Source organism: Bradyrhizobium sp. SMVTL-02 (assembly GCF_051853005.1).
GTDB lineage: Bacteria > Pseudomonadota > Alphaproteobacteria > Rhizobiales > Xanthobacteraceae > Bradyrhizobium.
The window spans coordinates 8,000,861-8,014,718 of sequence record NZ_CP182469.1 but is presented as its reverse complement, the minus strand read 5'-3'; the positions used below and the strand labels follow the sequence as shown (position 1 = coordinate 8,014,718).

Annotated in this window: 10 protein-coding genes and 4 pseudogenes; 9 read left to right on the top strand and 5 right to left on the bottom strand. The window is 60.9% G+C overall.

Annotation, left to right across the window (positions count from 1 at the left end; genetic code table 11):
* Positions 1–168: 168 nt before the first annotated feature.
* Both ACNJYB_RS38390 and ACNJYB_RS38385 read left to right on the top strand, forming a co-directional pair.
* Positions 169–1,203, top strand: a complete 1,035-nt coding sequence (locus tag ACNJYB_RS38390) for an IS110 family transposase (protein WP_271610751.1) — start codon at positions 169–171, stop codon at positions 1,201–1,203.
* Positions 1,204–1,539: 336 nt separating this feature from the next.
* A pseudogene (locus ACNJYB_RS38385) lies at positions 1,540–2,010 on the top strand (IS5 family transposase); the annotation flags it as partial.
* 124 nt (positions 2,011–2,134) lie between these two features.
* Here the strand turns inward: ACNJYB_RS38385 and ACNJYB_RS38380 are convergent.
* Both ACNJYB_RS38380 and ACNJYB_RS38375 read right to left on the bottom strand, forming a co-directional pair.
* Positions 2,135–3,910: an ABC transporter ATP-binding protein gene (locus tag ACNJYB_RS38380; protein WP_439375752.1), complete on the bottom strand. Its 1,776-nt coding sequence runs from the start codon at positions 3,908–3,910 to the stop codon at positions 2,135–2,137.
* Between the two features lie 299 nt (positions 3,911–4,209).
* A pseudogene (locus ACNJYB_RS38375) lies at positions 4,210–5,004 on the bottom strand (AMP-binding protein); the annotation flags it as partial.
* Positions 5,005–5,090: 86 nt separating this feature from the next.
* Here ACNJYB_RS38375 and tnpA point away from each other — a divergent pair.
* Genes tnpA through ACNJYB_RS38355 form a run of 4 tightly spaced genes read left to right on the top strand, consistent with a single transcriptional unit; the run spans position 5,091 to position 8,132 of the window.
* The gene (gene tnpA / locus ACNJYB_RS38370) at positions 5,091–5,552 is read left to right on the top strand and encodes an IS66-like element accessory protein TnpA (protein ID WP_439369410.1); all 462 of its coding nucleotides are present in this window, start codon (positions 5,091–5,093) and stop codon (positions 5,550–5,552) included.
* On the top strand, positions 5,549–5,902 hold the full coding sequence (gene tnpB, locus ACNJYB_RS38365) for an IS66 family insertion sequence element accessory protein TnpB (RefSeq protein WP_027577378.1): 354 nt from the start codon (positions 5,549–5,551) through the stop codon (positions 5,900–5,902). The genes tnpA and tnpB overlap by 4 nt, the downstream gene beginning before the upstream one ends.
* Positions 5,903–5,952: 50 nt before the next feature.
* Positions 5,953–7,512, top strand: coding sequence for an IS66 family transposase (gene tnpC / locus ACNJYB_RS38360; RefSeq protein WP_439375492.1), 1,560 nt, complete (start codon positions 5,953–5,955; stop codon positions 7,510–7,512).
* Positions 7,509–8,132 (top strand): UPF0149 family protein, encoded by a 624-nt coding sequence (locus ACNJYB_RS38355; protein ID WP_439369411.1) that lies wholly within the window; start codon positions 7,509–7,511, stop codon positions 8,130–8,132. The genes tnpC and ACNJYB_RS38355 overlap by 4 nt, the downstream gene beginning before the upstream one ends.
* On the opposite strand, the gene ACNJYB_RS38350 is transcribed toward ACNJYB_RS38355, so the two are convergent.
* Positions 8,133–8,411: a hypothetical protein gene (locus tag ACNJYB_RS38350; protein WP_439371742.1), complete on the bottom strand. Its 279-nt coding sequence runs from the start codon at positions 8,409–8,411 to the stop codon at positions 8,133–8,135.
* Between the two features lie 1,215 nt (positions 8,412–9,626).
* Positions 9,627–9,890 carry a hypothetical protein gene (locus tag ACNJYB_RS38345; RefSeq protein ID WP_439371741.1) on the bottom strand — a complete coding sequence of 88 codons (264 nt, stop codon included), beginning with the start codon at positions 9,888–9,890 and terminating at the stop codon, positions 9,627–9,629.
* Between the two features lie 348 nt (positions 9,891–10,238).
* On the opposite strand from ACNJYB_RS38345, the gene ACNJYB_RS38340 reads away from it, so the two are divergent.
* Positions 10,239–10,442 carry a cold-shock protein gene (locus tag ACNJYB_RS38340; RefSeq protein ID WP_061877633.1) on the top strand — a complete coding sequence of 68 codons (204 nt, stop codon included), beginning with the start codon at positions 10,239–10,241 and terminating at the stop codon, positions 10,440–10,442.
* A 350-nt stretch (positions 10,443–10,792) separates the two neighbouring features.
* Here the strand turns inward: ACNJYB_RS38340 and ACNJYB_RS38335 are convergent, their stop codons facing one another.
* Positions 10,793–11,077, bottom strand: coding sequence for a DUF3892 domain-containing protein (locus ACNJYB_RS38335; RefSeq protein ID WP_082821953.1), 285 nt, complete (start codon positions 11,075–11,077; stop codon positions 10,793–10,795).
* 437 nt (positions 11,078–11,514) lie between these two features.
* Here ACNJYB_RS38335 and ACNJYB_RS38330 point away from each other — a divergent pair.
* Positions 11,515–12,481 (top strand): annotated as a pseudogene (locus tag ACNJYB_RS38330) (ISL3 family transposase); the annotation flags it as partial.
* A gap of 599 nt (positions 12,482–13,080) precedes the next feature.
* Positions 13,081–13,716, top strand: a pseudogene (locus ACNJYB_RS38325) (hypothetical protein); the annotation flags it as partial.
* Positions 13,717–13,858 lie beyond the last annotated feature (142 nt).

Here is a 13,858-nt window from a genome sequence, read left to right as displayed (position 1 = left end):
TGAGATCTTTCGGGCGTGGCAGAGAATACGCATCCGTGCGAGCGCACTAGATGCGGTAATGGGCCCGGCTCCGGAGCAAGGGGTCATGATGGTGGCTGTCCCCCGATAGATGATGAAACGGGGTCACGACTTGAGTCGGCCCCAAGCATCTGGAGACGGAGGACAGCCGTGGAGAATTATGCCGGAATCGACGTGTCATTGGAACTGTCGAGCGTGTGTGTTGTGGACGCCCAGGGTAAGATCCTGAAGGAAGCGAAGGTCGCAAGCGAACCCGACGCCTTAGTTGACTTTTTTGAGACGCTCGGCTTTGCAGTGAAGCGGATCGGGCTGGAGGCTGGGCCGCTGTCGCAATGGCTGCATGCAGGCCTGAAAGGTGCAGGATTTGAAACAGTTCTGCTGGAAACGCGGCACGTGAAGGCCGCATTATCTGCAATGACGGTCAAGACGGATCGCAAGGATGCCCGCGGGATCGCCCAGTTGATCCGGATGGGATGGTTTCGGCAGGTACACGCAAAGTCGGTTGATGCGCAAGAGATCCGGGCACTCCTGATCGCACGCAAACAGCTTCTCGGGCGGCTGATCGATGTAGAATTAAGTATCCGAGGGATTTTGCGCGGCTTCGGTCTGAAGGTTGGCCCGGTGACGCGAAGAAATTTTGAAGCGCGGATTCGAGAGTTGGTTGCAGGCCAGGCGACATTGGAGCGCATTGCTGGTGCGATGCTTTCGGCACGATCGGCCCTGAAGGCAGAATACGGAAGACTACACAAGGCTGTGCTGGCAATTGTGCGTGATGATGCAGTCTGCCGCCGGCTTATGACAGTACCAGGCGTTGGCCCCCTGGTGGCCATCACCTACAAATCGGCGCTTGATGATCCTCATCGCATTGTAAAGTCAAAGGCAGCAGGCGCGCTGTTCGGGCTCACGCCAAAGAAATATCAATCGGGAGAAAAGGACGTCACGGGCGGAATCACGCTGGCCGGCGATGAGACGGTGCGGACGGCCTTGTATGAAGCCGCCAACGTTCTGTTATCGCGCATCACGCGGTTCTCAAAACTCAAACGCTGGGGGATGGACGTCGCCAAGCGGAGAGGCTCGAAGCGCGCAAAGGTCGCCTTGGCACGCAAGCTCGCAGTGATCCTGCATCGGATCTGGGTCGATGGCACGACTTACCGATGGGCCGAAGCGGGCTCAATCGCAGCATAGAAGACGTGGAGGAGATCGAGAACGCAACCGGGATGAACTGAAGCCCGGTGCCCGAAGTCCCGTCGCCGGGACGGTGGATGCGGTGAAGCCGTTACACGCCCAGTGGCCGTCGTCCGACGAACCACGCGTATCTAGATAGGCTCACCGCTCCCTCTGACAGCATGATGTGGCGGCCAGGCGTCGACCACGAACAGAAGCATGAGCTCGGCGGCGTGGCGTTCACTCGGGAGGCTTGACATCATCGGGCCCATTACAGAAGGGTCTGTACCTAAATAGCGAACTCTGATTCCCTCGCGCTGAGTTGATTCGGCGTGGGGGACTTCGATGCGCAAATGACTGTTCTGGCTCAATGACAAGCAGTGGGCTCAGATAGAGACGCATCTGCCAACAAACCAGACTGGCCCGACACGCGATGCGATCGACGCATTATAAGCGGCATCGTTCACATGCTTCAGTGTGGCGCACGCTGGCGCGATTGCCTGCCCGACTATGGTCCTTACACGACGATCTACAATCGGTTCAATCGCTGGGCCAAGCGCGGACATTGGCAGGCGATCTTTGAGGCGCTCGCCCGCTGCGGCAAGGACGGCGTGACTTTGTCCATCGACTCCACGTCGATCAAAGCGCATCGCTCGGCGAGCGGCGGAAAAGGGGGAGCATGACCAGGCGATCGGCCGCTCGCGCGGCAGGCGGACCACGAAAATCCACGCGCTGAGCGACCCTGATTGCAGATCTTGCGCATTTCATCTCACTCCAGGCCAGGACGCAGATATTGCCGCGGCGCCGGCCCTTTGCCAGACACTTCCTAGCTGCCGTCCACCTCGCCGCCATCGTCGCCTATTGGACCAATTGAGTCTGAACCCTAGATTAGGCCTAAGAAGATGCGGCCAGCCATGTTTTAGGCTGGGCCTTCCGCCGAGAGCGGACCGAACTAGACGGCCTGCCGCTCGAACAGACTGCGATAGATGCCGCCGGGTTGCACGGTCAGTGCCGAATGCGTGCCCTGCTCGACGATCTCGCCACGATCGAACACCAGGATGCGGTCGAGCCCGCGCACCGTCGACAGGCGGTGCGCGATTACGATCGAGGTGCGGTCCTTCATTAGCCGTTCCATCGCCTCTTGGATTAGCGCTTCCGATTCTGAATCCAGGCTCGACGTCGCCTCGTCCAGGATCAACACTGGTGCATCGGCAAGGAACGCGCGCGCCAGCGCAATGCGCTGCCGCTCGCCGCCCGACAGATTTATGCCACGCTCGCCCACCAGCGTGCCGTAGCCCTTTGGCGATCGTATGATGAAGTCATGCGCATGGGCGAGCCTCGCCGCGTCCTTGATCGCGGCCATGCTGGCGCCGGGTCGGCCATAGGAGATGTTTTCAGCCAACGAGCGGTGAAACAGGATTGGCTCCTGCTCCACGATCGCGATCTGGCTGCGCAGCGACTGCTGCTTGGCTTTCGCAACGTCCTGGCCGTCGATCAGGATCCGGCCGCCGGAGACGTCGTAGAGCCGCTGAAGCAGCTTGACGAACGTGGTCTTGCCGGAGCCGGAGCGGCCCACGAGACCGATCCGCTCGCCGGCGCGGATGTTGATCGACAGTCCGTCGTAGAGCGGCACGCGATCGCCGTGATAGAGGAAGGTGACGTTCTCGAACGTGATCCTCCCAGAGTGAATTTTGATCGGCTTGGCGTCGGGAGCATCGATAATGCCGATCGGCTCGCCATAGATCGTAACCAGTTCCTCCATGTCGTTCACCGAGCGCTGCAGATTGTTGATGTGCATCCCAACGTCCCGCAAATAAGCGTGAATAATGTAATAGCTCGTCAACACATAAGTGACGTCGCCTGGAGAGGTCCGCCCCGCTATCCACAGGAGGATGGCGCCACCGATCACCGAAGCACGAAAGCACAAGAGCATCATCTGCTGCACCGTGCTCGTGCAGTTGGACCGCAGCCAGGTGCGCTGCACCCGCGCCCGCCAGCGTCTGACCACCCCGTCAAACCGCGCATCCTCACGCGCCGCAGCACCGAAGGATTTCACCACAGTATTGCAGGTGAGTGCGTCCGCTAGCGTGCCGCTGACTTTGCTGTCCCAGGCGTTGGAGACGCGCGCCGCCGGCGCGATGTAGCCGATCGTGAATGCCGCCGTCATGGCGACATAGATAACTGCGCCGAAGCCGAACACGGCGCCGAGCTCGAGCCAATGCAGGCCGAGCAGGATCGTCGAGCCCACGAGCACCGCGAGAGACGGCAACAATGCCGTCAGGATCGTATGATTAAGCAGTTCGAGCGCCCACATGCCGCGGGTGATCTTGCGCACGGTCGAGCCGGCGAACGAGTTTGCGTGCCAGTCCGTTGAGAAGCGCTGTACTCGCATGAAGCCCCCACGGGCCACATCTGACATGGTCTTCAGCGTGAACGGCACGATCGCCTGCAAGCCCATAAACCGCAGTACAATCGAGAGCAGACCAAGCGCGAGGGTGCTAGCGAACGCAATCAGTGCCGCATGTCGCGCCGCCTGGTCGGAGGGGACCGAGGTCAATGCGTCCACTAGACGGCCGGAATAGACCGGCATGAACAGATCGGCAACCGTCGCCCCCAAGAAGCCGACCAGGACAACAATGGCACGGACTGGCTGCTTCAGCCAGTGCTCCAACGCAAACGGGAGAACCACGCCGATTGCGACGAGGCGTTTGTTATCTTGACTGCTCATGGCGCTAGGGGCTTGCGGCGCACACTGTGTAAAAACCGTTCGCTCCAAACCCGATGTGCACAATGCTTGGCGCGCCGTCCGAGGGATGCGATAAATGCCCGTAGTCTTTGGGCTGCGGCCGAAGTCTTCTAACCATTCCACCCACTCCTGGCGTAACCGCTGAGCTGAAGCGCCTCACGCTTTGCGTGCTCCTCCGAGATCCACTCAAGCTACTGTCCGAATTTGCGACGTGGATTTGCATGCGGCGGGGAGAGACTGTCGTTGAGACGATCGGCGGTCCGATTGCGAACAGGCGGGTGTACCGTCCCTTCGGTAGGGCCGTAGTTGTTTATGAGCTTGAGAGCCGCTGGTAGAGACGCAGGCAAACGTGGGAGACGATCCCCGCCAACAAGCAAGTACTCCAATCTGGAATTGATGAGCTTATCTTCCAGCGCGAGTGTAGCCAGTGGCGTGATCAAAAATGAAACGGCCAGCGATTGATCTCGCCACCATTGCAGCAGACGCAAGGAATCTGCTGCTGCCGCTCTGGGCGGCAGCAGCGATGTGCTGCGGTTACATAACGCAGACCATAGCTCCCACGTGCTGGCATCGAATGCTGGTCCAGCCGTGAGTGCGCAGCAGGATTCTGGTTGCGGACACAACGCTTGCACATGCCATGCTATGAGATTGACCAGGCCGCGATGCTCGACCATGACCCCCTTGGGTGATCCGGTGGATCCTGAGGTGTAGATCACGTAGGCGAGGTGGCGCGAGGTCAGGCCGAGCGCACGCGGGTCCGGATCCGACGCCGGGAGATTGGCCCATTCCGGCGTCGCTGCCGCCAGATCCACCACCGTCAAATCGCGTAGCGCCTCGCCGCCCAGCGCGGATCGTCCGGCCGCGTCGGCCAGCAGCAGGTGGGGCGCCAGCACCTGGTGCAGCCGCGCCGACGGATAGGCCGGATCCAGCGGATGATAGGCGCCACCCGCGTTAAGGATCGCCAGCAGCCGGACCACCATCGCCACGCTGCGCGCAACGCAGATCGCCACCTGCTCGTCCGGCGACACCCCGAGGGCGATCAGATGATGCGCCAGCTGGTTTGCCCGCGCATTGAGCGTAACCGGCGTGACGCCCCCACCTAGCCATCCCTCGGCTTGCGCGCGATACAGCCTGGCATGAGCGGTTCGGTGGAGGTGGAACGATGGCAAATGCCATGCTTGATGCCAGGCAGGAAGGCGATTCCTATCGTCGCGTCGAGGTGATCACCGGGGAGCGCCGGCGGCGACGATGGACGGGCGAGGAGAAGGCGCGGATCGCGGCGGAGAGCTTTGAGGAGGGTGCGAACATCTCCGAGGTGGCGCGGCGCAATGGCGTTTCCCGCGGGCTGCTCACGGTGTGGCGACGCCAGGTTGCGGCGGCGGTGGCCGGCAAGGCGCCGAGCTTCGTGCCGATCCAAATTGGTGCCGAGAGCGACGGCGAGACGGCCGGCGAGTCCGAGCGCAGTTCGCCATCACAGACGAGGCCTTTCGAGATCGCCGCGCCGCCGGCGAAGGCCTGCGGGGTGATCGAGATCGAGCTGAGTGGGGTTCGCATCCGGGTTGAGCCGGGCGTGGAGCTGGCGACACTTTCGACGGTGCTGTCGGCGCTTCGGGGCATCCGGTGATTGCACTACGCTCCGACCTCAAGGTGGTGCTGGCGGCGCAGCCGGTCGACTTTCGCAAGTCGGTGCACACGCTGTCGGCGCTGGTGAGCGAAGCGCTGCGTGCGAACCCGTATTGTGGCGACGTCTTCGTGTTCCGCAGCAAACGCATGGACAGAGTGAAGCTCCTGGCGTGGGACGGCAGCGGCATGGTGCTGGTGACGAAGTGGTTGCACCAGGGGCGTTTCACCTGGCCACCGATCCGCGACGGTGTGGTGCATCTAAGTGCGACGCAGCTCGCGATGCTGCTCGACGGGCTTGAGTGGACGCGTGTCTCACCCAAGCCTGTGAAGCAGCCGGCCGTTGTCGGCTGAGAGGTGAGGATTTCGCTGGAGCGTGTAGCGTGCGCATGTATCGTTCGATCATGGCGATTCGCCCCGACGCTCTGCCGACCGATCCGTCAGCTCTGACCGAGATGGTGCTCGCGCTTGACGCCGAGAACGAGAAGCTGCGTGTGGCGATGCAGACGCTCAAGGAGATGATCTTCGGGAAGCGCTCAGAGCGACTTGCGGTGCTCGTGGACGAGCAACTCGCGCTTGAGCTGGGCGATCTCGAGACCGATGCCACGTTGCCTGTGCAGGCCAACGACGATGTGCCTGCGGCGAAGCCGCCCGGCAAGGTGCGCAAGAAGGCGCGCCGCAACATCGGCGCACTCCCAAAGCACCTGCCGCGCTGCGAGCAGGTGCTGGAGCCGGAGGCGACGGCCTGCCTGTGCTGCCAGGGTCAGCTCCACAAGATCGGTGAGGACGTCAGCGAGGTGCTCGACATCATCCCGGCGATCTTGCGGGTGCTGCGCACGATCCGTCCCAAATACGGCTGCCGCAGCTGCACCGATGGCGTGGTCCAGGTGAAGGCGTTGCCGCGCCTGATCGAGAGCGGCATGGCCTCGACCGCGCTCGTGACTCACGTGGTGGTCTCGAAGTTCGCCTGGTATTTGCCGCTGTATCGGCAGGTGCAGATTCTGGCCGGCCAGGGCGTCAATCTCGACCGGGCGACGCTTGCCGGCTGGGTGAAGCGTGCAGCCTGGTGGCTCAAGAGCCTCTATGAGCTCCAGCTGCGCACAATTCAGGCCTCGCCGCGCGTGTTCTGCGACGAGACCCCGATGCCCGTGCTCGATCCCGGACGACATCGCACCCGCATCTGCCAGTTCTGGGCGCATGCCATGGATGACCGGCCATGGGGTGGCCCTTCGCCGCCGGCGGTCGCCTACGTGTTCGCCGACGGCCGCGGCACCGAGGAGATCGCCGGACAATTGACGGATTTTTCCGGCATTCTGCAGGTGGATGGTTATGCCGCCTACAAGGCGCTCGCCCGCGGCCATGGTGGCGCGATCCAGCTTGCTTTTTGTCTCGCCCATGCCCGACGCAAATTCGTCGAGATCTACAAGATGATGCAGTCGCCATTCGCGCACGAGGTGATCGAACGCCTGCAGGCGGTCTATGCTATCGAGGCGGAGATCCGCGGCAGCAGCGCCGAGCAGCGGCTGGCCGCCCGCCGCACCAGGAGCGCACCGTTGATGGCAGCGCTCAAGGCGCGACTGACCGCCATGGTCGACCAGCTCTTCTCGCAGTCGAAGCTGACGGAGGCGATCAACTACACGCTCAATCACTGGGACGGGTTGACGCTGTTTCTCCGCGACGGCCGCGTCGAGGTCGACAGCAATACGGTCGAGCGTTCCATGCGCCCGATTGCCATGGGGAGACGCAACTCATTGTTCAGCGGTAGCGACGGCGGTGCTGAGAGCTGGGCAATCCTGGCGTCGCTCGTGAACACGGCAAAACTCCATGAGCTCGATCCGCAGGCCTATCTGAACGACGTGCTGGAACGCATCGTTTCAGGGCGAACCAAGAGCCATCAGCTGCACGAGCTGCTTGCCTGGAATTGGAAGGCGGCACGCGAGCGCGTCGCACAAGCTGCCGCATGAGCCCACGTCGCCATAAAACATCGTCGTCGATGGCCGCCGCCGCGATGCCGCTTGCGGAACTCGAGAGATGGCTCCAAGCTCGCGTCGATCAGCATCCTGCCGCCACCAGTCTTCCCATGCTCGACGGCTACGTCGCCGCGATCGTGGCTGGACCAGTGTCGATGAGCCCACTCGACTGGATCTGCCCGCTGCTCGCCATCGATGCCGATGCTTTCAACCACGGCGGCACTCCGGAGTTCGCGGCGATCTCCGCCGTTGCGCTGCGTCATAACGAGATCAGCCAGACCCTTTCGACCACGCCTCGCCAGTTCGCGCCGATGCACCGGCGTGAAGTCAATGGCGATATCGATGCGCGTCCCTGGTGCCAGGGCTTCTATGTCGCGATGCGGCTCAGGCTGTCGGCGTGGGCGCCGTTGCTGGACACCAGCAACGTCAATCACGGCCTGCTGCTACCCGTCCTGCTGCACTGTCGCGACGATCAGGGCCGTCCGCTGCTCGGACCGCCGCGAAGCGGCCGCGAGACCGAGGACTTTCTCCGCAACGCCCACCTCGATATTCCAGCGGCCGTCGAGGCGCTGCGCCAATACTGGATGCCGATCCGCTACGCACGCGCCCGCTGATCACAGCGGACGTGGGAGCTCATACCGGTTACCATTGAGCTCGCCATAGCTGACGCGCTGGTCCTGATAGACCTCCGCCACAACATCCGGCGCCTGGCGCACCTGGGCCTCGAACAGCTCATGGATGCACTGCTGTTCAGGATACGTCACCGCCGTCCGGTTCAGATCCTCCAGCAGATACGTGCGCTCGGCGACTGACAGTACCTCAATCCGCCCAACCGGCTGCTCGGCATCGGCAACAACAGCAAGCGAATTTAGCAAATGCATCCAATCGACCAAACTGAACCCTTAGACTTGGGTCGCGACGATCGTGACGGGTTCCCTTTGCATCTTAAGCAATGGATGTGCCAAATAGTGTTCGACGAGCGTTTCCTCGTGACACAACGCGCCTCTCGCTGCGTTGACAGGGTGTTCCCGACTTGCAGTCGAGCTTCGGACATCGATGTCTTGGAGATGACACAGCTTAATAGCGTCTAGCGGTTCTTGCCCGAGTGAGAACTGAAGTGTTCGTATTGCTTACCGTGCCGCACATGACGGGCCGGCCTTAGTGATCTTATCTCTCAGCCTTCGCTGATCAATTTCGACCAGAGCCGCTCCGCGAAATCCAGATGGCATTTCATTACGTCCGACGGAGTGTTGGATTTGGCAAGAGTCTTCAGAAGATTCGCTTGAGCGTGCAAAGAGAAAGCACAGCTTTGACCCGTCCTTCACTTCCTCAGCGTACAGGTCCGTTGTCTTTTCGAGAGATCGGATCCACTCTGGAGACGCAAATGGATGGCTTGATTCGACCCTCGCTGAGTCTCAAATATCGTGCGTCGTGGCATCCGCTTCAGAGAATGATGCCTGGGCGGCTAGGTCGGGCTCTGAACCTGTCTTCGGTTCGCGTTTCTCGTGTGCAGGTCTTCTCGCAGACATTTAACATCTCCCCGCCTGATCGGGATCGCCGGGCGCTGTTCGGTCTAAGTCCGACCAAGAGGCGTCAGCAAGTATCATAACTGGTAACACGTCGAATCTTTCTCATTTGGTAGCTCTTGCTTAATCTGGATCGCTTGCCTGACGTGCACGAGCGAGCTTGGCTGTCCGTCCGGCTTAGGAGATGAAGATCATCCATACCCATCAGCTTAGCGGCCCGCTTCCGAGCGCGAGCTCCGCTTAACCGGAGTACACGTCCTTGAGCGAAACCGCCCATTGGCCCTTGTAGCGCGTGACGAAGTATTGAACACCGGTCATTTGGCATAACCTCTGGCCAGCACCGCCCACTTGGATCACCCAAGGTCGAAGTTTGCGGCCACGTGACTCGGCGCCACAATCAGAGGGAAGCGCTGTCCCTACCAAGCGCCGCTAACTTCGACGCTGTCAGCCTCAGCCGCGGAAGAAGCTGACGCTGGGATACAGCCATAAGGGAAAGGCCAAGCACAACTACCAGAGTCGGCCGGCCCCCGCGCAGCGGTTTTTACGCTCGTGGTATAACGACCCGGCCATCCTCAGCTATAATCAGTTCACGGCTTCGCGGTCGACCACGTCCGCAAGTTTTACAGAGGTGAACAGCGAGATTCGAATCGAGGCGTTGATCTGGAGCGGCGAAACCTGGGACGTCATGGAAGGCGTTGCCGGCTTCAGCAACAGCACGGTAAGCACCAACAGTTTTTCCGCCATCGGAATCGACAGCACGACGACACCCGAGCCAAACGGCGTGCTCTTGACCTTGTTGGGGACTGGTGTTGGCGGAATGTCGGTCGGCGCTTCTGCGCGCAGCATAAAAACAGGGCTTTCGTGAGGGCTATCACTGGGCGACGGTGATAGGCAAAATGGACGGTGGTGCGGCATCATGGTCAAGCAGCGGCGACGGCAATCGCACCGCGCTCTCGGCGCGCGCGCAGCGCGTCTAAGATCTTGACCGAGCAATCATTCGCTAGCGGACGCACCTTACTCGGGTAGTAAGCGGGCGGATCGGCGCCATCTGCTCGAAACCGCCCGAGCCGACGCGCTTGCCTGCAGGCTAGACGACCACGCCGCCCGGCTATAGCTTGTTGAAGCCATGGGCGTTGGCGCGCCACTAGGAGCGACCACGCACCCTAGCTTTGATTTGAAAACGGAGAACTGAAAGTGGCTATTGGTACTGTGAAATGGTTCAACCCAACAAAGGGCTACGGGTTCATTCAACCGGATTCGGGCGGCAATGACGTCTTTGTCCACATCTCCGCGGTTGAGAAGGCTGGTTTTACTTCGCTCGCAGAGGGCGCAAAAGTCAGCTTCGACATCGTGAAAAATCGCGGAAAAGACTCAGCGGAAAATCTGCGGATCGGGTGACGCGCCCAGCATTCGATCCAGCGGATTCGCGGCGTCCAATGTCCGACGTCGCCCGTGCGTCGCTGCATAAAGCCCTAGCTCGACAGAATGCCGCCGCCGATTCAGGTAGGTGCCAGGCAGACTTTTCGCCCATACAACTTGAGGCCCGTGGGCTACACTCCCCCACGGGAAGCGCGGTCAGCTTCTTTCGCCGCTGAGGCTGGCCCGAGGTTAGCGCCGCGCGGCAGGGACAGCACTCGTGCCGCTAACTTCACCGGCAGCGCGGGCGGGGTAGGGACAGCGTCTGATCCAACGCAACCGAACAGCGCCGAGTCTCGCCCGCACTGCCTGCGATCTGGGATCGACAATCATCACGGACATTCAGGGAGCGAAAGGAGATTGTCCGGTTGAATTCGGTCCACTGTTGTCTTGATGTACTTGTGTCGCCCGTCGGTGGCGACGATGACCTCAACAGTGACGCCTGATTCTTCGACGTAGTACTCCCACTCGCGGCTTTCGAGGTCTCGGATAGTCTTCTTAACGGATAGCTTCCATCGCGTTCCGTCTGAATTTAGCCCGCCGACATTTTTGATTCTCTCGTGTGCGCTTCGCCTGTCAGTCTTGTTTATGCAACGAATGCGTACGCGTTTGGCCATGCGGTGTCTCCCATCTCTGCAAGCCTGAGGCACTAGCTTAGAGACTGGTCGTGGAGGAGGGGACGGCCAACTCTGGCAGTTGTGCCGCGGCTTTTTGCGGTGGATGTATCCTACCGTCAGCCTTCTTCCGTCGCTGAGGCTGGCGGTGGAGTTAGCGGCGCGTGGTAGGGACAGCGCTTCTTCTCTCAGATGAGCGCCGAGTCACGTGACCGCTAACTTCTACCATGGTGCCCAAATGGACGGTGAGACAACGTCGGCCAGTCCGGCAGACGACGCGCTTGTACGCTGGCTGGCTTCACACGCTCAAAGGAAGTGGCCCAGCTAAACGGACCGTAAGCGCTCAGCCGGGGTGTCAATCGGCGTTGGACTGGAGGTCTGACTCACATCTGATGATTTTTCTGCGGAGCGTGCGGTTCTCCAACGGGGGAATCAGCGCCATGCGAGCCGGTATTCGCATTTCGTCGCTCGTGCCGAGCGGGTTGGTTATCGAGAGTAAGTGATTCATCTGACTCGATTATTTTAGCCGTCCGATCCGAAGGCGGCTCGGCCGAGTGCCCATTCTGCGGGGCGAGATCGCGCCGAATCCATAGCCGATACGACAGACAAGTCGCGGATTTGCCATGTGCAGGCAAGCAAATACGCCTCCGCGTGATCACGCGACGGTTCGTTTGCGAGGTACTTCATTGCCGGCGGAGGATTTTCGCTGAACGGTTCGGGGACGATGTTCTCCCGACCCGGTCCCGCCGGACGGCACGGCTGGAATGCATCGTCCACCATCTGGGGCTGGCACTCGGCGGCAGGCCGGCCGCGAGCTTCGCCAAGCGATTGATGCTGCCGGTGAGCAACGATACTCTGCTGCGGGTTATTAGGCGACGAACCCGCCCGCGAACGGAGCCTCTGATCGTCGCCGGCATTGACGACTGGGCTTTTCGCAAGAACCATCGCTATGGAACAATCGTGTGCGATCTGGAGAGGCGGCGGATCGTAACCCTGCTTCCAGATCGCGAGATTGCAACGGTGCGGGCTTGGCTTTCCGACCATCCGGAGATCAGGGTCGTATCGCGCGACCGTGGCCGCGGCTACAGTGAGGCCGCGGCAAAGGCGCTGCCCGACGCCGTCCAGGTCGCCGACCGATGGCACCTGATGGAGAACGCAAGCGCGGCCTTCCTCAACGCGGTACGCCGTTCCATGCGGGTGATCCGCACCGCAATCGGTGCGACGACGATCAATCCAAAACTGCTCACTTGCGCGGAAAGGCTGCAGTATGAAGGGTATCTCCGGCGCAAGCAGACGAATGCTGCCATCATGGCGCTCGTCAGAGAAGCAGTGCCACTCAAGGAGATTGTCCGTCGAACAGGACACAGCCGTAAACTCGTTCGCCAAGTCAGTCGCGGCGAGAGTACGCGCGCCATCGATTTGACTGCAGGCGCTTGCGGGGCGAACAGGCAATCCAGATTTCTTGCGATGCGGGAGCGCATGCGGAAATCCCTCGATTCGTCAGCGTGTGTTTAACGCGTGGCCCGGGCAGGCGTCAGGAAAGACGCGAGTGTGGCCGTCGATTCGGCGAGCAACCGTTCGCATGAGAGTTTGCCGAATGCTATCAAAAGCTAGTGTTCGGCTATTTACTAACCCGATTGTACCTCATCAACAGAGGGGCAGGTTCCCTACCTACTCTGGTGGCGTACCTCACCCGCGATGCGTTGCGCTGCGGCGGCTCACCCCTATGCCTGCCGCCGGAGAAAGCGCCTGCTGGCTTCAAAGTATTTAACTGCTGCCGCTTCGGGCTGGAAAGAATGCTCAAAAAGCAGCGGCGGAGCCGTCGCACGGAGAAAGGGAGATCGTGGTCGATCTATGCTCCCGAAAAAGCGAACGTCCGACTTTTCGGGCGCGCCTGGCGCTCGGCCTTCACCTCTATAAGCTGCCATGCGAAATCACAATTCATTCACGCATCTGTTACGGACACGGCCTATGGCTTAAACGCCGTCAAATGACCGAGGTTGATCATGAGCCATTTGTCAGACATGCTGCGAAACCTGCGGTGGGATGACTACCGTTACTATCACCAGAGCAGAACTAACCAGACGCTGCATTTGATCAGCGCTTTCATCTTCCTCGGTTGCTATGGGCTATTGTTCAAGGATCCGGCAATGGCCGGCCTCGTCGGCTGGCTTGCGATGCTGACGCGGCAGGCCGGACATTTCTTCTTCGAGCCGAGCGGCTACGATGACGTGAACAACGTCAGCAACGAGTACAAGGAGGCGGTCAAGGTCGGCTACAACCAGGCGCGCAAGACTGTGCTCTTGATAATCTGGGCCCTGGCGCCGTTCGCACTGTACGTCTTCCCGCGGTTTGGCATGTTCGACCCGCCTGCCGGGAGGCTAGGCTTCATCCGGCAAGTCGGCACGGTATGGCTCGTCATCGGTATTGGCGGCGGCCTCTTTCGGATGATCCAGCTGTTCGTGACCCGTGACGGCCAGACCGCGATTGTATGGGTCTTCAAAGTCCTGACGGATCCCCTCCACAACGTCGCACTGTACTACAAGTCGCCGCTCGCGCTGTTGCGCGGCGAGCTGATCGACACATCGATCGCGGACGCCGGCTGGGGCGGTGACGACGTCGAAAAGGCGCCGCATCTCACCTCAGCGACGCGCGTTGAGCAGGTGCTCGCCAGGTACCCGCTTGAACAAGCAATACCCATCGGCTGGAATGGTCCGCGCGGCGCTCGGCTGACCTCCGCGAAAGACCTTTGCTATCGCACTCGGGTGCGACTTCCAACACGCC

Bases quoted from the DNA above. Each gene is read 5' to 3' on its own strand.
- ACNJYB_RS38380 (WP_439375752.1), bottom strand. From the start codon at position 3,910: ATGAGCAGTCAAGATAACAAACGCCTCGTCGCAATCGGCGTGGTTCTC.
- tnpA (WP_439369410.1), top strand. From the start codon at position 5,091: ATGGCAAATGCCATGCTTGATGCCAGGCAGGAAGGCGATTCCTATCGT.
- tnpC (WP_439375492.1), top strand. From the start codon at position 5,953: ATGGCGATTCGCCCCGACGCTCTGCCGACCGATCCGTCAGCTCTGACC.
- ACNJYB_RS38355 (WP_439369411.1), top strand. From the start codon at position 7,509: ATGAGCCCACGTCGCCATAAAACATCGTCGTCGATGGCCGCCGCCGCG.
- ACNJYB_RS38345 (WP_439371741.1), bottom strand. From the start codon at position 9,890: ATGCTGCGCGCAGAAGCGCCGACCGACATTCCGCCAACACCAGTCCCC.
- ACNJYB_RS38335 (WP_082821953.1), bottom strand. From the start codon at position 11,077: ATGGCCAAACGCGTACGCATTCGTTGCATAAACAAGACTGACAGGCGA.